The following is a 23,093-nucleotide window of genomic DNA, read 5'->3' as shown; positions in this document are numbered from 1 at the left end:
TTGAAACATTCATTATAAATGATATACCAATATACTACTTAGTAGATTATTTATTAAAAAATTCATATTTTTCTTTTGAAAAGGCAAACCTGTTGAAAGATGGGGACGCAAAGCTACAGACCTAAGGGAGCGAACCTATGGTGGCTGAGTTACCTGAGGAATAACTTTATAAAGGTTATGTCCACTTGGAGATGACCTTTTGTTGTAGCTATTTTTAATCGAATGATTCATTGTGAGGGTTTATGATGCTAACCATAAAACGTCCAGCAACTCTGTTTGTTATAATCTATACGATGGTTTTTTACGTCTGGCTTTTTATCTTTAAGGAAAATGACATGCTACGTATTTTAGGAACGAGTGTCCTGTCATTTTTAGCTGGAAGTATAAGTTTTATATGGATGTTACAAACGAAACGGAAAATCGATAACAAACCAAGGAAGTTTTGGCTACTTTTAAATATCGGTATTATTTTCTATCTTATAGGTCATATTATTTTGTTTTATTCTCAAATAATAAATAAGGTATCTCTATACAGTACCTGGGGATATTTCATGTGGCTAGTTGCCTATTTCTTTTTTTTACTCGCCTTAATCTATCAAACAAAGGTGATTAGTAGTGCTGTTCCAAAGGGGCCATTTCAATTCAATATTTTTATTTTCATGATTATTGCAGCGACAATCAGTATTCACTTTTTAATTAAGCCTATATGGGAAGCTACCAATCAATCATTTGGAATCACTTTCATGAAATTAACATATCCAATCCTTGATTTGAGCATCTTATTTGTTCTAATTAGTCTTTATTACCTATCTCGGTATACAAAGAAAAGGGGAATGACTTTATTCATTTCTTTAGGATTCGGCTTACAAATATTGACCGATACGATGTATGCCTATCTATCCTATATTGAAGAATATCAAATTGGAAGCTTTATTGACCCATTATGGCCGATCGCTCTTTTAATCATAGGATTTGGCAGCTTTTGTGAGAAAGAGAATATTAATGAGCAGTCAGAAGGTAAGAATTCTGAATATTCAGGCCGTGCGGATATTTTCCCTTATATAGGTGTTGTTTTTTTACTATTATTAGCGATCCATTCTTATTACCGTGTGTTGAATACATTAAGTTTTGGTGTAATTATTACGATGCTCATTGTTATATTCCACCAGCTTGCCATTTTGAAAAAAAATAAAAACTTAATGAGTGAATACAAGTATTTGGCCTATCATGACCCGTTAACGGGATTAGAAAATCGGACCAAATTTGTTGAGGATCTGAACCGGACCTTAGCCCGAGCAAAAAGTAGTCATCTTACGATGGCACTTATATTAATTGATTTAGACCGTTTTAAAAATGTGAATGATACACTAGGTCATCATATAGGAGACAAGTTATTAATTGAAGCTGCGGAACGATTAAAATATAGTTTTGATCATTCAGAGAGGGTTTATCGAATCGGTGGAGATGAATTTATAATCATTTTATCAGGGATGACCAAACAGAATTGTATAGCTGTTTCAGAATCATTGGTAAAAGCATTTACGAAACCTTTTCTTGGTAATGATTATGTGGTCACTCCAAGTATAGGGGTCAGTTTGTTCCCTGAAAACGGGAGGGATGCAGAAACACTCCTGAAGAATGCGGATACAGCAATGTATTTAGCTAAAGAGCGTGGGAAAAATAATTATCAATTTTTTGATTCCAAATTGGACGAACTTAAAGTACGAAGAATGCAAATCGAGAGCGGGTTACGTAGAGCAATCGAACATCATGAATTTACCCTATTCTATCAGCCTAAAGTAGAACTACAAACAGGAAAAATGACAGGAATGGAAGCACTTTTGCGATGGGAGCATCCGCAATTAGGTCCCATTTCTCCAGGAGAATTTATTCCGATTGCCGAGGAAACAGGGCAAATTGTTGCCATTGGCGAATGGGTACTTCGATCGGCCTGTTTACAAAATAAGAAATGGCAAGATAAGGGATTTTCCGCCATTTGTGTGTCGGTCAATGTATCTGTGCTTCAATTCCAACATAGTCATTTTATCAAAATCGTTCGTAATGTTTTAGAAGAATCGAGGCTTCACCCTAAGTATTTGGAACTAGAGATTACTGAAAGTATTATGCAGGATATCCAAGAATCTACATCGATATTGAATGATTTGAGGACATTAGGGGTAAGAACATCTCTAGATGATTTTGGTACGGGCTATTCCTCTTTACATATATTAAAGAAATTGCCTATAGATACAATCAAAATTGATAAATCATTTATAGACGATATTTTGGACCCTGCGAATCAATCCATGGTAAAAGCGATTATTAATATTGGCTTAAATTTAAAATTAAATGTGGTTGCTGAGGGGATTGAACATGAACATCAGATGAACGTTCTGAAGGAGAATAAGTGTAGCATGGGGCAAGGGTATTTTTTTGCCAAACCCGTAAATACAAACGAATTTGAGAAGTTTTTTTCAGATGGAATGATCATAAGGGTATAAGTAAAAAGTCTTCTTTAGCAGTTTTGCTAGAGGAGACTTTTTTATTTGAGTATTGTTCTAAGCCTTTTTCCCATGTGTTTTTACTTCAAAATAAAGAGCAATGTAAAAAATAATGATGACTACTGTAAAGACACCTGTTAGAATAAGGGTGGTTGGTGATGATTAATAGGAAAAAAAAGATATTTATTGGGCAGAATAACATATTAATTAAGTGCCTTTTTGCCAGTAGGAGGGGAAAAATGAGAGGGAAAACAGAGATTTCACAACGTAGACTATTAGGAATTGCTGGTCTAGGCTGGATGTTCGATGCGATGGATGTTGGAATATTATCCTTCATCATTGCTGCATTAAAAACGGAATGGAACTTATCTGTCGAACAAATGGGTTGGATTGGAAGTATAAACTCCATTGGAATGGCGGTCGGTGCCTTTTTATTCGGAATCCTTGCTGATCGTATGGGAAGAAAGAGTGTCTTTATTTTAACATTATTATTATTTTCTTTAGGTAGTGGGGTATCAGCTTTTGCCACTAGCTTATCGTTCTTTTTAATTTTACGTTTTATCATTGGTATGGGATTAGGGGGAGAGCTGCCTGTTGCATCCACACTTGTATCAGAGACTGTACCAGCGGAGCAACGAGGGAAAGTGGTCGTACTGCTTGAAAGCTTTTGGGCAGGGGGTTGGCTAGTTGCCGCGCTTATTTCGTATTTTGTTATACCTAAATTCGGCTGGCAAGCTGCTCTAATTATTACGGCAATTCCTGCTTTCTATGCGTTGTATTTACGAGTGAATTTACCCGATTCACCGCGCTATACCGCCTTACAGGAAAAGGAGAAATTATCGGTTTTCCAAAGTTTAGGAAAGCTTTGGTCTAAAGAGTTTGCAAAAGATACGGCGATGCTTTGGATACTATGGTTTTGCGTTGTTTTTTCCTATTACGGAATGTTTTTATGGTTACCAAGTGTCATGGTCATGAAAGGATTTAGTTTGATTAAAAGCTTTCAGTATGTGTTGATCATGACTTTAGCCCAATTGCCGGGTTACTTTACTGCGGCATGGCTTATTGAAAGAATGGGAAGAAAATTTGTTCTGATTACTTATTTAGTTGGAACTGCATTAAGTGCGTACTTCTTTGGCTTTGCAGAAAATCTTCCTTTACTTATTACATCTGGAATGTTCTTATCCTTCTTTAATCTTGGTGCATGGGGCGCCCTGTATGCTTATACTCCTGAGCAGTACCCGACGAATATTCGTGGAACCGGAGCAGGGATGGCTGCCTCCTTTGGGCGTATTGGAGGAATTTTAGGTCCACTACTAGTTGGGTATTTAGTTGCAAGTGGACAGGAAATAACGACGATTTTCACAATTTTTTGCGGATCCATCTTAATTGGAGTTGCAGCTGTTTTCTTCATGGGTAAGGAAACAAAGAGTAAAGAGTTGGTCTAAAAATTATTAATAGATAAGAAAGGGGGATGCCTAAGTGCATCTCCCTTTTTGTCGAAAATTTATATCTAAAAATAAAAATCAGGAATTAACCTTACTAAGATAGTGAAATCACTTGGTAAGGGGAGATTTTTCAGGAGGGATAAAATTATATTAATATCATTTTGAAATAGTGTAGACGGAAGTAGGTAAATTTTGTACAATGTTTTCAGAATATTATTTTTATTAGGAACAATCGAATTATTTGAAAATAATAATTCGGAAGATTTATTTATAAAAATAAAAGGGGGAAACAAAATGAGGAAAAAGAAATGGATGGGCATGTTCATGACTCTAGTGCTTTCAGCAGGGGTAATGGCAGGCTGTAACACTAGCACGGAAAAAACAGGTGGAAAAGGCGATGATAAGAGCGAAACGATTAAAATTGGTGCAAACCTAGAGTTATCAGGTGGTGTAGCTTCTTATGGACAATCGATTGCCGAAGGAATTGATCTTGCGATTGCAGAAATCAATAAAGAAGGCATTGATGGAAAAAAATTGGAACTAGTAAAGGTAGATAATAAATCCGATGCAGCAGAAGCAGCGAGTGGTGCAGTAAAGCTTATGAGTAAGGATAAGGTTACGGCAATTATTGGGGCAGCTACAAGCGGAAATACACTAGCTCAAGTACAACTTGCTGAGAAAAATAAAGTCATCCTTTTAACTCCAACAGGTACAAATCCAGCAGTAACTTTCGATAAAGGGAAGTTAAATGACTATGTTTTCCGTACATGCTTTATTGATCCTTTCCAAGGAACAGTGGCTGCTAACTTCGCTTCAAAAGAGTTAAATGTTAAAAATGCGGCAATCCTGATTGATAATGCAAGTGATTATGCAAAGGGTCTTGCAGCTTCCTTTAAAGAGGCTTTTGAAGCAAATGGTGGGAAAATCGTTAAAGAAGAGGCTTATGTTGCAAAGGAAACAGATTTCCGTGCAGTTTTAACAAATCTTCAATCTGCTAATCCTGAATTTGTATTCATTCCTGGCTACTACGAAGAAGTAGGCCTTATTGTGAAACAAGCACGTGAACTTGGCCTAAATGTACCGATGATGGGTGGCGATGGCTGGGATTCTCCAACTCTAGTAGAGCTTGCAGGTGCTGATGCGTTAAATAATACATTCATCACAAACCACTATTCATCAGGTGACTCAGATTCAAAAGTTCAAGATTTTGTCACAGCGTTCAAAGCAAAATATAGCGATAAATCCCCTGATGCGTTCAATGCTCTTGGCTATGATTCGGTTTATTTCTTAGCAGATGCGATCAAACGTGCAGGAAGTACAGATCCAGAAAAAATTAAAGATGCTTTAGCTGAAACAAAAGACCTTTCTCTAGTTTCTGGTACATTAACATTGGATGAAAACCATAACCCTATTAAATCTGCCGTTATTTTAGAATACAAAGACGGACAACAACAATTTAGTGCAAAAGTAAATCCTTAAAAAGTATATAGAAGAAAAAAGAATAGGGAGCCTATACGACTCCCTATTCTAATTTATCCCAACATAACGGGCAGTAAGATCCTCACCTCAGATCCTGAGTGAACCATGAAGATAGGTTGGAGATCAACTGCCCGTAAAGTTCCGACGACGGACAGGATGTCCTGGTCAGGCGAAGGCACAGGACGTGCCGTGACTTGAGCGTGATTGGTTCAACTAACTATCAGTGGGGGATGAAGAAAACCCCCACTGATGGTAGTTTCACTTTATAAGAGGTTACTAAATATTAATTCGCATTTTGTTCTATCCAAGGAGTGAAAACAATTATGGAGATTATACAACAGATAGTAAACGGAATTTCTCTTGGCAGCATCTACGCACTCATTGCCCTTGGTTATACGATGGTATATGGAATTGTAAAATTAATCAATTTTGCCCATGGAGATGTTTTTATGGTCGGGGCATTTGTGGGCTTTTATTCGATTACAATTTTAGAATTAGGATTTTTCCCATCTTTATTAATTTCTATGGTTGTATGTTCGATATTTGGGGTGTTAATCGAGCGAATTGCCTATAAGCCGTTAAGAAATGCCACACGAATTGCAGCCCTTATTACCGCTATTGGGGTATCACTATTTATCGAATATGGAACTATCTATGTTCGTGGCGCCCAGCCAGAAGCTTACCCTTCTGACGTACTACCTTCAAAGACATTAGACATTTTTGGTGTCAAGCTTAGCAGTCAATCGTTATTTATTCTTGGAATATCGGTTTTATTAATGATTCTCCTTCAATTCATTGTTCATAAAACGAAAATTGGTAAAGCAATGCGTGCCGTTTCTCATGATATGGAAGCCGCTAGACTAATGGGGATTAATGTAAATAACACAATTTCAGCGACCTTTGCCATTGGATCAGCTCTTGCAGGAGCAGCTGGTGTTATTTTTGGAGTGTATTATACGAAAATTGAGCCATTGATGGGGATTATTCCTGGTTTAAAGGCATTCGTAGCCGCTGTATTTGGTGGGATAGGAATTATTCCAGGTGCCATGGTCGGTGGTTTAGCACTTGGAGTCATTGAATCACTTGTAAGTGCTTCAGGTTACTCATTATGGCGAGATGCAGTAGCGTTTATTGTGCTAATACTCATATTAATTTTCCGACCTTCGGGTATTTTAGGGAAAAATGTTAGAGAAAAGGTATAGGGAGGAGCTAACGATGAATACATTCAAACGAGCAAAAGGATTTTGGCTTTCAATCGTTTTGGTCCTTGCCGTTTTTGCTATCATACAATTTTTGATTACTGGGGAGATTTTGAATCCGTTTCATGTTAATACGTTAATGCTGATTGGGATTAATATTATATTGGCAGCAAGTCTTCATTTGATTATTGGGATCACAGGTCAGTTTTCTATAGGACATGCAGGATTTCTCGCAGTTGGAGCTTATGCATCAGCCATTATTACTATGAATCTAGAACTTCCTTTCTTTCTTGCTCTTATTGTAGGTGGTGTCGTAGCGGCCCTTGCGGGAATCGTCATCGGCGTTCCAAGTCTTCGTTTAAAGGGGGATTATTTAGCGATTGCCACGCTTGGGTTCGGGGAAATTGTACGGATTATTTTTCTTAATATTGAATATGTCGGCGGTGCAAGTGGAATGCAAGTTATCAATTTAACGACTTGGCCATGGGTATTTGCTTGCGTGTTCATTACCATTCTAGTTATTAGAAACTTTACGAATTCTACGCATGGACGTGCTTGTATTTCCGTACGTGAAGATGAAATTGCGGCAGATGCGATGGGGGTTAATACAACCTATTACAAGGTAATGGCTTTTGTCATTGGTGCCTTTTTTGCCGGAATTGCAGGAGGTCTTTATGCGCATAACTTCTATATCATTCAACCGACAAACTTTGGCTTTTTGAAGTCATTTGATATTTTAATTCTAGTTGTACTAGGTGGACTTGGAAGTATGTCTGGAGCTGTTCTTGCAGCTATTCTCTTAACTATTATTTCTACCTTCCTACAAGATTATCCAGAAACAAGGATGATTATTTACAGTCTTGTTCTCGTATTAATGATGATATTCCGCCCACAAGGATTATTAGGAACGAAGGAAATTACTTCATTCTTTAAGAAGAATAAATCCATGAAGGGAGGAATGCCAAATGACAAACACACCGTTGCTTAATGTACATCAAGCAGGAATCCAATTTGGTGGATTGAAGGCTGTTTCTGATGTGAATGTTCAATTACGTAAAGGGGAGCTTGTCGGACTAATTGGTCCAAACGGTGCTGGAAAAACTACTTTTTTCAATCTTTTAACAGGCGTTTATGTCCCAACAGAAGGAAGCATTTCATTAGAAGGTGAAAAATTAAATGGGTTAGCCCCTTATCGAATTACGAGAAAAGGGATTAGCCGGACGTTCCAGAATATCCGTTTATTTGGAGACCTTTCTGTGCTTGATAATGTAAAGGTAGCCTATCATTCTCTTGCAAAGCATTCGATTCTAAGTTCTCTTTTCCGTCTTCCTCCACATTTTTCAGGGGAAAAAGACATGGAGGAAAAGGCGATTGAGTTTTTAAAGATTTTCAAATTAGAAGACTATATGCATGAAAAGGCAAAGAATTTACCATACGGACAGCAGCGTCGTTTAGAGATTGCCCGGGCTTTGGCAGCCTATCCGAAATTACTATTGCTCGATGAGCCTGCAGCAGGTATGAATCCTCAGGAAACAGAGGAGTTAATGAATTTAATTTCGTTTATCCGTGAGCGATTCTCACTTACTGTTTTACTTATTGAGCATGATATGAATCTAGTAATGGGCGTTTGTGAACGCATTTACGTACTAGACCATGGGCAATTAATTGCTCAAGGTACACCAAATGAAATTAGGAACAACCCTAAGGTAATCGAAGCATACCTCGGTGAGGAGGTCTCATAATATGTTAAACATCAACGATATCAATGTATATTACGGAAATATCCAAGCTCTAAAGGGTGTTTCCCTTGAAATTAATCAGGGTGAGATCGTGACATTAATTGGAGCGAATGGTGCGGGGAAAAGTACGATCTTAAAAACGATCTCTGGACTTCTTAAACCAAAGCAAGGAGAAATTGTCTTTGAAGGAGAGTCCATTGCCGGAAAAGCTGCCCAAACCATTGTTAAAAAGGGAATCTCTCATATTCCTGAAGGTCGTCGTGTATTTGCCAATATGTCAGTTGAAGAAAACCTTGAACTAGGTGCTTATTTACGAAAGGATAAAGCTGGTATTCGTGAAGATTTTGAAAAGGTGTATCACTTATTCCCGCGTCTCCTAGAAAGACGAAAACAGCTTTCAGGAACCTTATCTGGTGGAGAACAGCAAATGCTAGCAATGGGAAGAGCGCTCATGGCTCGCCCACGATTACTATTGTTGGACGAACCTTCTATGGGATTAGCGCCATTACTAGTAAAGACTATTTTCCAAATCATTGAAGAAATCAATCAAACTGGGACAACAATTCTACTAGTAGAACAAAACGCCCATATGGCCCTTTCGATTGCGGATCGAGCATATGTCATTGAAACCGGAAAAATTGTACTGTCAGGAACAGCATTGGAGCTTAATGCTAGTGATCAAGTGAAGATGGCTTATCTTGGCGGGCATTGATTGATAGGTTAATATCTGATTGGAACCCGAATATCTTACACTGCTTAATGTGGTGTCAGGTATTTGGGTTTTTCTATGTTTTAAATAGTATGCTTGGGTGGTTAAGTTGTTTACTTGCTGGAAATGGCGGAATATTTGCGAAGCAAGCAGTTTACTTGCTGGAAATGGCGAAATACTTGCGGAAGTGAGCAGTTTACTTGCGGGAAATGGCGGAATACTTGCGGAAGTGAGCAGTTTACTTGCGGCAAACGGTGGAATACTTGCAGAAGTGAGCAGTTTACTTGCGGCAAATGGCGGAATACTTGCGGAAGTGAGCAGTTTACTTGTTGCAAACGGCGAAATACCTGCGTTGGGAGGCATTTACTTGCGCATAGCACCAACAGCGAAGCTTTATATAAATCCTCCTTGTCTATTGATTGGTAAAATCCTACAATATAATTATATATATTATTCTGCCTTCTTTAATTCTATTTAAATATAAATTAAATGATTAGAGCAGCAAATTTAGAGGGAGGGTTTCAACATGTTTTTTGTTCAAATGTCAGGTCACCCTGGTTCGGGGAAATCCACTCTTGCACGACAAATCGCAACTAGAGTAGAAGCAGTTATCATTGATCATGATATTGTAAAATCTGCCTTATTACATTCCGTCGAGGAAGCACCTATTGATGCAAAGCTTGCTGCTAAGATATCCTACAATATTGATTGGTCTTTAATTGAATTTCATTTATCGCAAGGGCACGCTGTGATATTTGATAGTCCTTGTTTATATGAAGTAATGGTTGAAAAAGGAACTGAATTATCTAAAAAGTATAATGTAAAATACAAATATGTTGAATGTTACCTTAATGATATACATGAAATCAATTTTAGACTAAAAAATCGTGAAAGAAAGATAAGCCAAATAAAAGAGGTCGATTTGAAAGAAGCCTTTACATTCACGATTGAGAATAGTAAAAAGCCTGATGAATATAATTGTTTGGTAGTAGATACTGCACAACCTTTGGAAAGTTATATCCAAGAAGTTTTGAATTATATAAACGAATAAGGAGGTCACATAAAAATGTTTATCGTGAATGTTGAGGGTGCAATTAGAAAAAATGATAAATGGTTGATTATTGAAAGAAGTAAAAAAGAGGAACATGCTGGTGGTATGCTTTCACTTGTTGGGGGTAAAGTCGATATCGAAGGAAATACCTCTGATATTCTGGAAAGAACAGTTAAGCGTGAAATTTTTGAAGAAGTCGGTGTGAAAGTAAAAGACAAATTACACTATGTACATAGTACAACCTTCGTGACGGATGCCGGTGAAAATGTGGTTGATATTGTGTTTCTTTGTGAACATGATTCTGGTGAAGCCTTTCCTAAAAGTCCAGATGAGGTAGAAGAGGTATTATGGCTGACTACAGAGGAGATATTAAGTCACCCCACTGCACCGATTTTTTTAAAAGAGAGTATTAAATTGGCTGAAATGTTGAATCGTGTTTGTTTGTGAGGGTTAAAACTGCTTTCTATTTCATTAAAAATACTTTATTTAAAAAAGCCCCAAAACCAACTAAGGTTTTAGGGCATTTTACATTATAATTTAAACGAACTTTTCAATGAAACGACTCGGTTGAAGACAATTTTGTCGGCATTCGTTAATTTTGGATCGACATTAAAGTAACCATGTCTGAAAAATTGGAACTTGTCGTGTGGTTGAACGTCTTTCATGTTCGTCTCAACAAAGCCTTGGATAATCTCTAAAGAATTTGGATTTACCTTGTCTAAGAAGGTTTTGTCCTCTTCTTCACTTGTTTCGTCTAAAATTAATGGCTCAAATAAACGGAATTCTGCTGGAACGGCTTGAGTTGCTTCCACCCAGTGGATCGTTCCTTTTACTTTTCGACCTGTAAAACCTGTTCCACTCTTTGTTTCTGGATCGTAGGTGCAGCGAAGTTCCACTACATTTCCATCTGTATCCTTAATGACTTCTTCACATTTAATAAAGTAAGCATGCTTTAAGCGAACTTCATTTCCAGGGAAGAGACGGTGGTATTTACTCGGTGGATCCTCCATAAAGTCATCTTGCTCAATATAAATTTCACGAGAAAAAGGAATTTGACGAATCCCCATATCTGGATTTTCTGGGTTGATTTCCGCATCAAGCATTTCTACTTGTCCTTCAGGATAATTCGTGATGACTACTTTAAGTGGCGCAATGACACCCATTGTGCGAGGTGCTTTCAATTTTAAATCCTCACGCATGAAATGCTCGAGCATTTGGGTATCAACAGTACCAGCTGTTTTGGCCACTCCAAGTTCACGAACAAATGTCTTAATTGCATCTGCCGTATATCCTTTTCTTCTTAAACCAGAAATCGTTGGCATCCGTGGATCATCCCAACCATCGACAAAGCCTTCTTCGACTAATTGTTTTAGTTTGCGTTTGCTCATGACCGTATTGGTTAAGTTTAAGCGACCAAACTCAATTTGCTGTGGTTGGCTATTCATATCACAATGCTCAACCACCCAATTGTAGAACGGACGTTGGTCTTCAAATTCAATTGTACAAATGGAATGAGTTACATCTTCCATGGCATCCTCTAATGGGTGTGCAAAAGCATACATCGGATAAATGCACCATTTGTCTCCTGTATTATGGTGTTCCGTATGGGAGATACGGTAAATCACAGGGTCACGCAAATTAATATTTGGAGAAGACATATCGATTTTCGCACGTAATACTTTTTCTCCATTTTGAAAAGCACCGCTGCGCATTTGTTCAAACAACTCAAGATTTTCCTCAATGGAACGACCACGATATGGACTATCTTTACCTGGTTCCGTCAATGTTCCACGGTATTCACGAATTTCGTCAATGCTCAAATCGTCGACATAAGCTAGTCCCTTGTTAATTAATAAAACAGCGCGGCTATACATTTCTTCAAAATAATCAGAGGCAAAGAATAATCCGTCCCAATCATAACCAAGCCATTTCACATCTTCTTTAATGGCTTCCACAAATTCCGTATCTTCCTTTAAAGGATTCGTATCGTCAAAACGCAAATTTGTTTTTCCGCCAAATTCGTCAGCTAAATCAAAGTTGATGACAATCGATTTTGCATGTCCAATATGTAAATATCCGTTCGGTTCAGGAGGGAATCGAGTAATCACCTTGTCTCGTTTTCCAGTATTCAAATCATCAATGACAATATTACGTATAAAATTTGATGGATTGTGTTCCAATTTTCTCAACCTCTTTCTACGAAAGCATTCGATAACTGTATATATATCATAATTTACGACAATTTTCCATGGGGCATCCTTCTAAGCAGAAAAATTAGCGAATGAAAAAAAGACTAATCACGCTGATTAGCCTTAAGGAATTATATTACCACAATTGATTAAAGAGTCTGGAGTCTATTAAATTCGTATCAATTGGGCAGCTTTCCGAATCACGTCCGTATTGCCAACCCCACACATTCGCTTTACAAGGAGGTTTCTTAGGCTGATAAGCAGGTGCTTGCCTTCGCTTCGTCACACCACTTTCGGGTTCTGCACTCCAAAGAATGGCTTGGTTTGCTACTTCTTTATTATCCTGAACAGCTTGGCAATAGGCAGTAGAAAATCCGCCCTGCAAAGGATCGTGGTAGAGGCCAGGTTTATAACCACTCGGAAACATGGCATCAACATAGCCTTTAATCCAATCTTTATCCACATTAAAAAATCGTTCAACATTGGCAAAAAGGACAATTCCCTTTGGAATACTAAGACGTTTTGCCTGGAATACCGCATTTTGAGCAACAACTCTCCCTTTATCATAACCAAGGGCTTCACGAAAATTATTATAAATGGGCATTATCTTCGTTCCACTTGCATGTAATAATTCAATTTCATCCTTTGTTAATTCCTCTGAGGCATTAGGCACCCTTGTTAAGTATCTACCCCAAAAGCTTGGCTTTCCAAAATTACTTAATACACAATCATATAGATCTTTTGTTACTTTAGCAGCCGAATCCACTCCCCATATAATACCCAAAAAGCATGCTCCTTTCCTGGTAACTGCTCACCATTATATATATGAAAATAATAGCTACTTATTTCTTGTGTAAATTGGCAAAAGATGAGTAGCGCAAATTCACTAGTCTGGATAATAATTGAAAAATAAGTTTTAAAACGGTAAACTACAAGCATATAGCGAAGTGCAATCGGTTGCACAAATTAAACTAATGAGGTATTTACTATGAAAAAAAATTGGTGGAAGGAAGCTGTCGGGTATCAAATTTATCCACGTAGCTTTCAAGATTCAAATGGAGACGGAATTGGAGATTTACAAGGGATCATCAGCCGCTTAGATTACATTAAAGACTTAGGGATTGATGTCATTTGGGTTTGCCCGATGTACAAATCACCCAATGACGATAATGGCTATGATATCTCAGACTATCAAGATATAATGGAGGATTTCGGAACGATGGCAGACTTCGAACAGCTTTTAGCTGAAGTCCACAGTCGAGGAATGAAGCTCATCATCGACCTAGTTCCAAATCACACAAGTGATGAGCATCAATGGTTTATCGAGTCCCGTTCCTCGAAAGACCATCCAAAGAGAGATTGGTATATTTGGCGAGATGGAAAAAATGGAGCCGAGCCAAATAATTGGGAAAGTATTTTTGGTGGTTCTGTATGGGAATATGACGTGAAGACGGAACAATATTATATGCATCTTTTTTCAAAGAAACAGCCAGATTTAAATTGGGAAAACAAAGAAGTACGTGAAGCTATTTACGGTATGATGAGATGGTGGCTCGATAAAGGAATTGATGGTTTCCGCATCGATGCGATTAGCCATATTAAAAAGCGTCCAGGTTTACCAGACATGCCAAATCCGAAAAATGAGAAATATGTTTCCTCCTTTGAGATGCATATGAATCAAGAGGGAATTCATCCATTTTTACAAGAAATGAAAGATGAAACATACGGAAAATATGATGTCATGACCGTTGGCGAGGCGAATGGTGTAAAAGCCGAGGATGCTCATCTATGGGTTGGTGAGGAAAAAGGCAAGATGGATATGGTGTTTCAATTTGAGCATCTTGAACTTTGGGATGCAGAGGAGAAAAAAGACTTGGACATTGTCGGCTTGAAAAAGACGTTGACCCGCTGGCAAAAGGGTCTTGAACGTGACGGCTGGAATGCGCTATTCATTGAAAATCATGATAAAGCACGTGTCGTCTCCACTTGGGGGAATGATGACGAGTACTGGTATGAAAGTGCAACCTCCATGGCTGCCATGTATTTCCTCATGCAAGGAACACCATTCATCTACCAAGGTCAAGAGATTGGGATGACAAATGTTCAGTTCTCATCCATTGAAGATTATGACGACGTAGCGCTAAAAAATATGTATCGACTAAAAAGAGAAGCAGGGGTTCCACACGAAGAAATCATGGAAATCATTTGGGCATCTGCCCGTGATAACAGCAGAACGCCAATGCAATGGTCTGCTGAGCCCAATGCAGGCTTCACAACGGGAACCCCATGGATGAAGGTAAATCCAAATTATGAAGTAATCAACGTTCAAAAACAAGAACAAGAGGAGACGTCCATCCTTTCTTTTTATAAAAAAGTGATTCGCTTGAGAAAAGAAAATGAAGTCTTTACTTACGGAGTGTATGAGCTGCTCCAAGAAGAGGATGCAAGAATTTATGCCTACACACGTACAGGAGAGGACGAAAAGATTGTCGTGATCTCAAACTTATCCAATCAGGAAGCCACATTTGATTTGGAAGAGCTAAAGCTAAAACAACTTTTATTAAATAATTACCCAGTAGCAGTGAATGAACAGTCTGGATCAATTCCTTTAAAGCCTTACGAAACAAGGGTATACTCTTGTGAATAAAAAACAAGTGCACGCAGTCTTTTTCTGCCTGCACTTGTTTTTTTTTCTGAAATCTCCCCATTGTCTGATCGAACCTCTACAGCTAAATAAAGGACCTAAAATAAAGTGAAAACTAAGGCAAGCCTACTTTTTTAAAAGAATAATAGGCTTTCACCTATAACAGCCCCTTGCATAAGATAGTTGGTGAAGAAATGTCACCGAAAGGGGAGAGTTTAAAGTGGCAGGTAAAATAAAAAATTATTTCGCAGGTGGAAACACCGCTCGTGGTTTTCATAGTTTGTATGATTCCAATTTAAAAGGGTTGGATCGACTATTTATTTTAAAAGGCGGTCCTGGAACAGGGAAATCCTCCTTAATGAAAAAAATTGGTGATGAGTGGACAAAAAAAGGTTATGACATTGAAATGCTACATTGTTCATCAGACAATGACTCGGTGGATGGTGTGATTATTCCTGCATTAAAGGTAGGGGTTGTTGATGGTACAGCTCCACATATCATTGAGCCGACTGCAGCTGGAGCGATTGAAGAGTATATAAATTTAGGTGAGGCATGGGATTCTGACAAACTAGCAAAAGAAAAAGGCAATATTTTAAAATTGAATGGAAAAATTTCAGAGTCCTTTAAAACCGCATATGCAACATTTGCCGAAGCATTAAAAATTCATGATGAATGGGAAAAAATCTATATTAATAGTATGGACTTCGAGAAGGCGGACAGTCTGACTAATAGTTTAATTGAGAAGTTTTTTGGAAAAATGAAATTAAACAAAACGGGGGATGTGCGCCATCGTTTTTTAGGAGCAGCTACGCCAAAGGGAGCGGTTGATTTTGTTCCTAATTTAACAGAGAATCTTGCTAAGCGTTATTTTATAAAAGGTAGAGCGGGTTCCGGAAAATCTACCCTGCTCAAAAAAGTAGCAGCCAGCGCTGAAGAGAGAGGGTTTGATGTCGAGGTATATCACTGTGGATTTGATCCAAACAGTCTCGATATGGTCATTGTTAGAGAAATTGGCTTAGCCATTTTTGACAGCACCGCGCCACATGAATATTTTCCAAGTAATGATTCAGACGAAATTATCGATATGTATGAATCGCTCATTGCACCTGGAACGGATGAGATTTTCGCTGAGGACATAGGGGACATTTCCAACCGCTATAAAGAGAAAATGAAAGAAGCTACCTCTCATTTAGCAAACGCAAAAACATTGCATGATGATCTTGAGAAAATTTATATTGGCGCCATGGATTTTAGTGTAGTCGATGAAATTCAGGATAAAATCCAAGCGGAAATTGGGAAGCTTGCGGAAAGAGAGTCATAGTTTGTGACGGATTTGTGAAAAGGGCGGATATATTTCCAATTTGCGCGGATATAAGGAGAAAAAAGACGGATATACGGACATTTTGAGTGGATATAAGAGGTAAATAGACGGATAAAACTCTCTTCCATTATAACCTTGTCGAACAACCCTAGTTTAGAACATTAGGATTGGATTCAAGTTTACTATTCTAATGTTATATAAGCACTTTTATAGGTATTTTGCATATCCTACAAGGAATATATAGATTTAAAGGAGGACAAATGCCTTGAATTATCGACAATTTCCTAACTTTCCAAGTGGATCAAGCTTTCCACCTTCTGCACCACCTGGTCAATTTCCACCACAGCAAGGATTTCCGTTCCCAGGTGGACAGCAAGGATTTCCATTCCCAGGAGGTCAACAAGGATTCCCAGGTGGAGGTGGAGGTCAAAGCGGAGCTCCTACAAGTCCACCACCATCGTTTATACCGCAGCAAACTAGTGCACAAGCATTTGCTGTAGATCCAGGTGGCATCCGTGGCTGCTTATTCCGAAATACGTATGTTTGGTTAAACACAGGTGAGAGCTTCTGGTATTTTCCAACCTTCGTCGGAAGAACTTCCGTCGCTGGCTGGAGATGGAGTAGAAGATTCGGCTGGGTATACTTTGGTATCAATTTAAGAAGTATTCAATCCTTTCAATGTTTTTAAAGACGAAGATCTGTTATCGAATCATGATGACAGATCTTTTTACTGTAAAAAATAAAACCAATATATGCTAAAATATTATAAATAGTCTAAAAAATCACTAAATTAGTAGAAGGTGGCTTATGTTTAGAACAAAATTGTATTGGACGTTTACGAAAAAGGCATTCTTGCGCTCTTCCGTTTATCGATTCGATGTTTTTTCACGGATGGGCTACAATCTTATTTTTCTATTAATGTGGGGCTCGATATGGACAGCTCTTTATGCAGGAAAAGAGGAAGCGGGTGGGGTAACCTTCACTTCGATGCTGACCTATATCGTGGTCAGTCAATTTTTATCAGGGATGAACGGGGCAGGAACGCCGCTATGGGAAATGCAGGAGAAGGTAAGAACAGGGGATATCGCGCTTGAATTAATGCGACCATTTGATGTTCCACTTCGTTACTTATTTGCTGATTTTGGCAGTGTTGCCTTTTACTTTCTGTTTGCCTTATTACCGGTGTATGTCTTAGTATTCTTATTCATTGATTTAACATTACCAACATCATGGGAAACGTGGGTGTTCTTTTTCATCGCGGCATTTATCGGCTTTTTAATCCGCTATTGTATAGAAATGTCATTTAGCCTTTTATCGTTCTTCTTAGTTGAAACCGGGGGAATTGTCGATGTCTTTTATTTTGCGATGTCCTTATTATCAGGATCGGTTATTCCACTTTGGTTTTTTCCAGAATGGATTGAAAAAGTGGCCATCTATATGCCATTTCAGGGAATATATTTTATACCAAACTCGATTTTTATCGGGAAAATTTCTGGAACGGAAATCGCCCTTTCCATTGCTGTTCAATTATTTTGGCTTGTAGTTTGTTATGGAATTTTACGATTAGTTTGGCATAAGGCATCACAGAAAGTAATTGTACAGGGGGGATAAACTTTGAGGTCAGCACTGAATTACATACCATTATATGTGAAACTTGTTTCGGCAGGTGTACGAGCCCAGCTTCAATACCGTTTTGCCTTCGTGATGAGGATTATTGGACTGATTACAGCTTACACGGGCATGGCGGTTACGATGTGGGTAATGCTCTATCGTTTTGATGCCCTTGGAGGATGGAGCTTCTATGAGATGTTGTTTTTGTTAGCGTTGGCCGTTGTTTCCTGGGGATTTTGTGTCGTTTTATTTTTCCATTTTAAGAGTTTAGATACGTATATCGTGAACGGGACCTTTGATCGGTTTCTCGTACGACCGATACATCCATTTTTCCACTTTATGTCGATGAAGTTTGATATTGCTGCGATGGGACAGTTTCTTTTTTCGATTATCGTGTTCCTTTGGGTGAGTTTTGCCCTTGATATTAACTGGAGCTTATGGAAGGTTTTATTTTTAATATCGACAGTGATTGGTGGGGTATTGATTCAAGGGGGGATGCTTGTGATCATTTCTGCCCTTGCCTTTTGGACGACGAAGTCCGAGCAGTTCTATTGGGTAGCGATGTACCCAGCACGTAATTTAACGAACTATCCATTAGTGATATATCCGAAGCTCGTTCAAATGATTACAGCGTTTATCATTCCATTTGGATTCGTGAATTACTTCCCATCAACCGTTATTTTAGAAAAAGAAACACCGTTTTTTCCTGACTATATCGGCTACTTATCGCCACTAGTAGGGCTTGTTTTCTTTTTACTATCCTATTGGTTTTGGATGGCGGGGTTGAATCGATATAAGAGTACTGGTTCATAAGAAAAGCGGAAGCGGCTCGCTCAGCCCCGACAAGCAAATGCTTCGCCACCCGGAAAGTCGTTCTTTGACTTTTTGGGTGGCGAACATTTGACCTCGAGGGGCTAGCCGCTGGAGCTAGACAAGTTATAAGGGGGGAGACAATCATGGCAATTATCGAAGTAAATAATATAAATAAAGATTTCATGGTGGCAAAGCGTGAAACAGGCGTCATGGGAAGCGTTCGCAGCCTGTTTAAACGTCAATTTATAAAAAAAGAAGCAGTTAGAGATATTAGTTTTTCCATTGAACGAGGGGAAATGGTTGGCTATATCGGGCCAAATGGTGCAGGGAAATCGACGACAATTAAAATGCTGACGGGGATTCTTGTTCCATCTAGTGGTGACATCAAAGTAAATGGAATTATCCCCTATCAAGAACGCCAAAAAAATGCAAAAAATATTGGTGTCGTATTCGGACAACGCACACAGCTATGGTGGGACTTGCCTACGATTGAATCGTTTGAGCTTTTAAAGGAGATTTATCAGGTGAGTAATGAACGATACAAACAGAACATGGACATTTATCAAGAGATCTTAGGTCTAGATGAATTTCTGAATACTCCTGTCCGCCAACTTTCATTAGGTCAGCGGATGAGGGCTGATATCGCTGCCTCACTGTTGCATGATCCACCGATCCTATTTTTAGACGAGCCGACCATTGGATTAGATGTCGTAGCTAAAGAAAAAATGCGTACATTCATTCAAGAAATCAATCGCGAGCGCCAAGTGACGGTTATTTTAACCACCCATGATATGGAGGATATTGAAAAGCTTTGTAACCGCATGGTACTTATCGATCATGGACAAAAGGTGTATGATGGGGAAATTGCAGCGGTCAAGGAACGGTTTGGTAAAATAAGAACACTGGTTGTCGATGTTGAAAACGGAAATTCAGGATTTGAAATTGCTGGAGCAGAGGTTTATAAACAGGAAGGCAAGCGAATTTGGCTACGTTTTAACCGTGATGAAATTTCAGCCTCTGAATTGATTGGCCGAATTACCCAGCACCACAATATTACAGATTTAACCGTCGAAGAACCAGCGATCGAATCAATTATAAGTCGGATTTATCAGGAAGGGTTTGGGCAGGAGTCACTTGTTACAGTTTAGCTTTAAAGAGCGGGAAATCCCCGCTCTTATTCAATTTATCCTTTGTATTTCTTATAAAATTCAATGATGCCCGTCACGAGTTCAAAATGGAAAAATTGGTTCTCATAAAGGGTTCATGGTGCCCGGCAAGTTTCAAAAACAGAAAAAGCAGTCCCCATAAAGAGCTTATGGTCCCTAGAAAGGTTTTTCGGGGGGAAATATTCATACATTTTCTTTTTTAATTTACAAATACTATCGATAAATTAGGAGGTATTTGTATGGATAAAAAACTTAACTCTGAAGAGGCAAGTCAGGAATTAAAAAGAGCAATTGAGGATAAAGATGTGGAGCATATTAATCGAAATTCGAAAATGAGCACGGCCGAGAAAAAGATGAAATATAATGGAAAATAATAATTGTTATAAAAGAAAAGTCGGCTTTCGATAGCCGACTTTTCTACTTAATCCATATCCGTCTTATCGCTTTGATCCTTGTTCCTCTTATTCCCCTTGCTGTTGTCCCCACTTATGAACCCGGACCCACCAGTCGTAGGGGCATTTTGATTTTTACTACCTTTATTATTCTTCTTAGTCATTGCCTTCGCTCCCTTCTTCATTATCAAACACTATTTTGCCTAATTTTTAACTTATTATGTGGAAAAAGGATATTCTCAAGAGTATGTAGAATACAATAATTACATTGGAAAAGAGAGGGAAATACAGATGGAATTCGTAAAAGCAACAATAGAGGATAAAGCACTATTGAAAAACTTGTATTCTTTTTACCTACATGATCTTTCCGCGTTTAGTTACTCGTTAAAACCAAATGCAGACGGTTCATTTGAGTTTGATTCTTTTGATCTTATTTGGGAAAAAGAAGGTCTTACACCATATTTGTTCAAATTAGAAAATGAGATCGTGGGTTTTTGCTTATTATTAGAAGCACCATTTACAAAGAAAGTAGATTTTTGTATAAATGACTTCTTTATTTATAATCATTTTAGAGGCAATGGGCTAGCGGTGGAGGCAGTAAAAATGATTTTCAAAGAGAAACAAGGCAGTTATTATGTGTCTCAGCTAGTAAGCAACAAGCGAGCGGTAGCTTTTTGGAAAAAGATTTATGAGCAATTTCAAATTGCTTATGAGGAAACATTGGAAATAGAAGATGGTGAAGAAGTCGTTTATCAAACATTTCATATGAAATCGTCGATTAAAGCGGTATAGAGTTTAATCAATTTAGCGAGGGAGGGGGAAATAGGTGAAAAAAGCAGGTAAACAGCAACTAATTTCCGGTTTTATTTTACTCGGGATTTTAATTATAACCGGAAGTTTGCAAGTCGTTTTTTCTCCTTTCCCTTTCGTAAGAGGTATAATGTTAATAGCAGTGATCGGCTGTTCAATGGCTATAGGTGCATTTGTCAGAGAGCTTTTTATTTTAAAGAACAGTGAAGTTGATAATCAGTAAAACCATGGACCTAGTTTAGGTCTTTTTTCATATAAAAGGGGTGAAAAATGACTTGTTTCTGCGAAGTGTTAAACTCTTAAATGAAACGATTTCAGATAGTAAAAGATACCCTTTCTGTATTCCTAGTTTAAGGGGTATGGATTCACTTTCTTTCAATCATGCGGTTACCTTTTTTGTAGGAGAGAATGGGTCGGGAAAGTCTACCTTACTTGAAGGAATTGCTTATCAATGTGGACTTAATACCGCTGGTGGTGGGAGGAATAATCAGTATTCTGTAGAAGCCTCCCAATCTGCATTAGGTGAGCATATTCGACTTTCTTGGCTTCCGAAAATTAATCAGGGCTTTTTCTTAAGAGCTGAAAGCTTTTATCACTTTGCTTCTTATTTAGATGAGTTGGCAAATGAAGATCCAACTTTTAATTTTCAGGGATATGGTGGAAAATCACTCCATCAACAGTCTCATGGGGAGGCTTTTTTATCTTTGTTCCTTAATCGTTTTGGCAAAAGGAATATCTATCTTTTAGATGAGCCTGAGGCAGCATTATCCCCCGCCCGCCAATTAGCCTTTTTAAGAATCATTCACGATCTTACTCTTGAGGGTGATGCACAATTTATCATTGCTACTCATTCCCCAATTCTGTTGGGTTATCCGAAAGCACAGATTTATAACTTCGATTCTTCGCCAATTCAAGATATTCATTATGAAGATACAGAACATTATCAAATAACCATGGGTTTTATGAATAGAAGAGAGAAATTTCTTGAAGAGCTGTTTCGTGATGGCGGTGATGAGAGATAGCTTAAATAAATGGAATGTTGGGTGTACCGATTTTTGAATCTATTTAAAAATGATTCGTATTTTTAATTGAGTATTCTTTTTCTAATGACTGTTATTACACGAAAGGTGCTGAGGAAATTGAAAAAGAAAGTGATTTTAGCTGGGGGAACAGGCTTTATTGGCCAATATTTAGAGCATAAGTTTAAAGAGCTTGGCTATAAGGTGAAAATCATTTCAAGGCAGCCACAACATATTTCTTGGAATAATCAATCAGCCATTATTGAGGCATTAGAAGGTGCAGAGCTTCTGATCAATCTTGCTGGAAAGTCAGTGAATTGTCGATATAACGAAGCGAATAAAAAGGAAATCATGAATTCTAGGCTCATAACAACTAGAATCCTTGGAGAAGCAACACTCGCTTGTAGAAATCCTCCTCATTTATGGGTGAATTCTAGTACGGCAACGATTTATAGACATGCAGAGGATCGCCCGATGACAGAAGAAAATGGAGAAATTGGGTCAGGGTTTTCTGTGGATGTAGCCACAAATTGGGAGCAAGCCTTTTACTCTTTCAATTTGCCGAGTACAAGACAAATAGCTTTAAGGATAGCAATTGTATTAGGTAAAGACGGTGGAGTAATCACACCCTATAAAAACTTAGTAAAGTTTGGTCTTGGCGGAGTGCAAGGATCAGGAAATCAAAAATTCAGCTGGATTCATATCGAAGATTTATTTGAAATTATCCTTTTCTTAAGAGATAGAGAAGATCTAAATGGAACATTTAACTGCTCAGCACCAGAACCAGTTAGTAATCGGGAACTTATGCAGAAAATGCGAGAAGTAATGAAGGTACCATTTGGATTGCCTGCTCCCAAATGGATGCTGGAACTTGGTTCAATGGTCATAAGAACAGAAACGGAATTGGTATTGAAAAGTAGATGGGTTTTGCCAGAACGATTGAAAAGAGAAGGATATCAATTTACTTTTGATACGCTTGATAAGACCTTACGGAATATTTTATGA

Annotated in this window: 24 protein-coding genes and 1 riboswitch; of the genes, 21 read left to right on the top strand and 3 right to left on the bottom strand. The window is 38.2% G+C overall.

Going from position 1 to position 23,093, the window contains the following annotated elements; genetic code table 11:
• The first annotated feature begins 72 nt into the window (after positions 1 to 72).
• Positions 73 to 157, top strand: a riboswitch (cyclic di-GMP riboswitch).
• Between the two features lie 88 nt (positions 158 to 245).
• The 10 genes from ACFSO7_RS23425 (at position 246) to ACFSO7_RS23380 (ending at position 10,570) form a co-directional block, all read left to right on the top strand.
• Entirely contained in the window at positions 246 to 2,501 is a 2,256-nt protein-coding gene (locus ACFSO7_RS23425) for a putative bifunctional diguanylate cyclase/phosphodiesterase (protein ID WP_377879881.1), read from the top strand.
• A 239-nt stretch (positions 2,502 to 2,740) separates the two neighbouring features.
• Entirely contained in the window at positions 2,741 to 3,946 is a 1,206-nt protein-coding gene (locus tag ACFSO7_RS23420; protein WP_377879880.1) for an MFS transporter, read from the top strand.
• A gap of 294 nt (positions 3,947 to 4,240) precedes the next feature.
• Positions 4,241 to 5,425 (top strand): ABC transporter substrate-binding protein, encoded by a 1,185-nt coding sequence (locus tag ACFSO7_RS23415; protein ID WP_377879879.1) that lies wholly within the window; start codon positions 4,241 to 4,243, stop codon positions 5,423 to 5,425.
• A 323-nt stretch (positions 5,426 to 5,748) separates the two neighbouring features.
• Positions 5,749 to 6,627 carry a branched-chain amino acid ABC transporter permease gene (locus ACFSO7_RS23410; protein ID WP_377879878.1) on the top strand — a complete coding sequence of 293 codons (879 nt, stop codon included), beginning with the start codon at positions 5,749 to 5,751 and terminating at the stop codon, positions 6,625 to 6,627.
• A 13-nt stretch (positions 6,628 to 6,640) separates the two neighbouring features.
• Positions 6,641 to 7,612 carry a branched-chain amino acid ABC transporter permease gene (locus ACFSO7_RS23405; protein WP_377879877.1) on the top strand — a complete coding sequence of 324 codons (972 nt, stop codon included), beginning with the start codon at positions 6,641 to 6,643 and terminating at the stop codon, positions 7,610 to 7,612.
• On the top strand, positions 7,590 to 8,366 hold the full coding sequence (locus ACFSO7_RS23400; protein ID WP_377879876.1) for an ABC transporter ATP-binding protein: 777 nt from the start codon (positions 7,590 to 7,592) through the stop codon (positions 8,364 to 8,366). Before ACFSO7_RS23405 ends, ACFSO7_RS23400 begins: the two co-directional genes overlap by 23 nt.
• Before the next feature lies 1 nt (position 8,367).
• Complete coding sequence (locus tag ACFSO7_RS23395; RefSeq protein ID WP_377879875.1) at positions 8,368 to 9,075, top strand: ABC transporter ATP-binding protein; 708 nt, start codon at positions 8,368 to 8,370, stop codon at positions 9,073 to 9,075.
• Between the two features lie 106 nt (positions 9,076 to 9,181).
• Entirely contained in the window at positions 9,182 to 9,550 is a 369-nt protein-coding gene (locus tag ACFSO7_RS23390) for a hypothetical protein (RefSeq protein ID WP_377879874.1), read from the top strand.
• 48 nt (positions 9,551 to 9,598) lie between these two features.
• Positions 9,599 to 10,123 carry a P-loop nucleotide/nucleoside kinase family protein gene (locus ACFSO7_RS23385; RefSeq protein WP_377879873.1) on the top strand — a complete coding sequence of 175 codons (525 nt, stop codon included), beginning with the start codon at positions 9,599 to 9,601 and terminating at the stop codon, positions 10,121 to 10,123.
• A gap of 15 nt (positions 10,124 to 10,138) precedes the next feature.
• On the top strand, positions 10,139 to 10,570 hold the full coding sequence (locus ACFSO7_RS23380; protein WP_377879872.1) for an NUDIX hydrolase: 432 nt from the start codon (positions 10,139 to 10,141) through the stop codon (positions 10,568 to 10,570).
• Between the two features lie 83 nt (positions 10,571 to 10,653).
• Here the strand turns inward: ACFSO7_RS23380 and ACFSO7_RS23375 are convergent, their stop codons facing one another.
• A complete protein-coding gene (locus ACFSO7_RS23375; RefSeq protein ID WP_377879871.1) occupies positions 10,654 to 12,303 on the bottom strand; it encodes a glutamine--tRNA ligase/YqeY domain fusion protein in 1,650 nt (549 codons plus the stop codon).
• 145 nt (positions 12,304 to 12,448) lie between these two features.
• Positions 12,449 to 13,096: a glycoside hydrolase domain-containing protein gene (locus ACFSO7_RS23370; protein ID WP_377879870.1), complete on the bottom strand. Its 648-nt coding sequence runs from the start codon at positions 13,094 to 13,096 to the stop codon at positions 12,449 to 12,451.
• A gap of 204 nt (positions 13,097 to 13,300) precedes the next feature.
• On the opposite strand from ACFSO7_RS23370, the gene ACFSO7_RS23365 reads away from it, so the two are divergent.
• From ACFSO7_RS23365 to ACFSO7_RS23335, 7 genes are all read left to right on the top strand, one after another.
• Positions 13,301 to 14,959: a glycoside hydrolase family 13 protein gene (locus ACFSO7_RS23365; protein WP_377879869.1), complete on the top strand. Its 1,659-nt coding sequence runs from the start codon at positions 13,301 to 13,303 to the stop codon at positions 14,957 to 14,959.
• 217 nt (positions 14,960 to 15,176) lie between these two features.
• Positions 15,177 to 16,277, top strand: coding sequence for a PRK06851 family protein (locus ACFSO7_RS23360; protein WP_377879868.1), 1,101 nt, complete (start codon positions 15,177 to 15,179; stop codon positions 16,275 to 16,277).
• Between the two features lie 265 nt (positions 16,278 to 16,542).
• The gene (locus tag ACFSO7_RS23355; protein WP_377879867.1) at positions 16,543 to 16,965 is read left to right on the top strand and encodes a hypothetical protein; all 423 of its coding nucleotides are present in this window, start codon (positions 16,543 to 16,545) and stop codon (positions 16,963 to 16,965) included.
• 119 nt (positions 16,966 to 17,084) lie between these two features.
• Complete coding sequence (locus tag ACFSO7_RS23350; protein WP_377879866.1) at positions 17,085 to 17,888, top strand: ABC transporter permease; 804 nt, start codon at positions 17,085 to 17,087, stop codon at positions 17,886 to 17,888.
• A 3-nt stretch (positions 17,889 to 17,891) separates the two neighbouring features.
• Positions 17,892 to 18,701: an ABC transporter permease gene (locus ACFSO7_RS23345; protein ID WP_377879865.1), complete on the top strand. Its 810-nt coding sequence runs from the start codon at positions 17,892 to 17,894 to the stop codon at positions 18,699 to 18,701.
• A 143-nt stretch (positions 18,702 to 18,844) separates the two neighbouring features.
• Entirely contained in the window at positions 18,845 to 19,849 is a 1,005-nt protein-coding gene (locus ACFSO7_RS23340) for an ABC transporter ATP-binding protein (RefSeq protein WP_377879864.1), read from the top strand.
• Positions 19,850 to 20,106: 257 nt separating this feature from the next.
• A complete protein-coding gene (locus ACFSO7_RS23335) occupies positions 20,107 to 20,241 on the top strand; it encodes a hypothetical protein (RefSeq protein ID WP_377879863.1) in 135 nt (44 codons plus the stop codon).
• 47 nt (positions 20,242 to 20,288) lie between these two features.
• Here the strand turns inward: ACFSO7_RS23335 and ACFSO7_RS23330 are convergent, their stop codons facing one another.
• Complete coding sequence (locus ACFSO7_RS23330) at positions 20,289 to 20,423, bottom strand: hypothetical protein (protein WP_377879862.1); 135 nt, start codon at positions 20,421 to 20,423, stop codon at positions 20,289 to 20,291.
• 127 nt (positions 20,424 to 20,550) lie between these two features.
• Here ACFSO7_RS23330 and ACFSO7_RS23325 point away from each other — a divergent pair, with 127 nt between their 5' ends.
• The 4 genes from ACFSO7_RS23325 (at position 20,551) to ACFSO7_RS23310 (ending at position 23,093) form a co-directional block, all read left to right on the top strand.
• Positions 20,551 to 21,051, top strand: coding sequence for a GNAT family N-acetyltransferase (locus ACFSO7_RS23325; protein ID WP_377879861.1), 501 nt, complete (start codon positions 20,551 to 20,553; stop codon positions 21,049 to 21,051).
• A 34-nt stretch (positions 21,052 to 21,085) separates the two neighbouring features.
• Positions 21,086 to 21,292: a hypothetical protein gene (locus ACFSO7_RS23320; protein ID WP_377879860.1), complete on the top strand. Its 207-nt coding sequence runs from the start codon at positions 21,086 to 21,088 to the stop codon at positions 21,290 to 21,292.
• A gap of 52 nt (positions 21,293 to 21,344) precedes the next feature.
• Positions 21,345 to 22,091, top strand: a complete 747-nt coding sequence (locus ACFSO7_RS23315) for an AAA family ATPase (RefSeq protein ID WP_377879859.1) — start codon at positions 21,345 to 21,347, stop codon at positions 22,089 to 22,091.
• 117 nt (positions 22,092 to 22,208) lie between these two features.
• Positions 22,209 to 23,093 (top strand): TIGR01777 family oxidoreductase, encoded by an 885-nt coding sequence (locus tag ACFSO7_RS23310; protein ID WP_377879858.1) that lies wholly within the window; start codon positions 22,209 to 22,211, stop codon positions 23,091 to 23,093.

The sequence above is a fragment of the Bacillus sp. CGMCC 1.16607 genome (assembly GCF_042683745.1).
Classification (GTDB): Bacteria; Bacillota; Bacilli; order Bacillales; family Cytobacillaceae; genus Pseudoneobacillus.
Note: the sequence above shows the minus strand (reverse complement) of the source record. Positions and strands in the feature narration are given on the sequence as shown.

Bases quoted from the DNA above. Each gene is read 5' to 3' on its own strand.
- ACFSO7_RS23400 (WP_377879876.1), top strand. From the start codon at position 7,590: ATGACAAACACACCGTTGCTTAATGTACATCAAGCAGGAATCCAATTT.
- ACFSO7_RS23325 (WP_377879861.1), top strand. From the start codon at position 20,551: ATGGAATTCGTAAAAGCAACAATAGAGGATAAAGCACTATTGAAAAAC.
- ACFSO7_RS23335 (WP_377879863.1), top strand. From the start codon at position 20,107: ATGGATAAAAAACTTAACTCTGAAGAGGCAAGTCAGGAATTAAAAAGA.
- ACFSO7_RS23395 (WP_377879875.1), top strand. From the start codon at position 8,368: ATGTTAAACATCAACGATATCAATGTATATTACGGAAATATCCAAGCT.
- ACFSO7_RS23330 (WP_377879862.1), bottom strand. From the start codon at position 20,423: ATGACTAAGAAGAATAATAAAGGTAGTAAAAATCAAAATGCCCCTACG.
- ACFSO7_RS23405 (WP_377879877.1), top strand. From the start codon at position 6,641: ATGAATACATTCAAACGAGCAAAAGGATTTTGGCTTTCAATCGTTTTG.
- ACFSO7_RS23340 (WP_377879864.1), top strand. From the start codon at position 18,845: ATGGCAATTATCGAAGTAAATAATATAAATAAAGATTTCATGGTGGCA.
- ACFSO7_RS23385 (WP_377879873.1), top strand. From the start codon at position 9,599: ATGTTTTTTGTTCAAATGTCAGGTCACCCTGGTTCGGGGAAATCCACT.
- ACFSO7_RS23420 (WP_377879880.1), top strand. From the start codon at position 2,741: ATGAGAGGGAAAACAGAGATTTCACAACGTAGACTATTAGGAATTGCT.
- ACFSO7_RS23410 (WP_377879878.1), top strand. From the start codon at position 5,749: ATGGAGATTATACAACAGATAGTAAACGGAATTTCTCTTGGCAGCATC.
- ACFSO7_RS23425 (WP_377879881.1), top strand. From the start codon at position 246: ATGCTAACCATAAAACGTCCAGCAACTCTGTTTGTTATAATCTATACG.
- ACFSO7_RS23365 (WP_377879869.1), top strand. From the start codon at position 13,301: ATGAAAAAAAATTGGTGGAAGGAAGCTGTCGGGTATCAAATTTATCCA.
- ACFSO7_RS23380 (WP_377879872.1), top strand. From the start codon at position 10,139: ATGTTTATCGTGAATGTTGAGGGTGCAATTAGAAAAAATGATAAATGG.
- ACFSO7_RS23415 (WP_377879879.1), top strand. From the start codon at position 4,241: ATGAGGAAAAAGAAATGGATGGGCATGTTCATGACTCTAGTGCTTTCA.
- ACFSO7_RS23350 (WP_377879866.1), top strand. From the start codon at position 17,085: ATGTTTAGAACAAAATTGTATTGGACGTTTACGAAAAAGGCATTCTTG.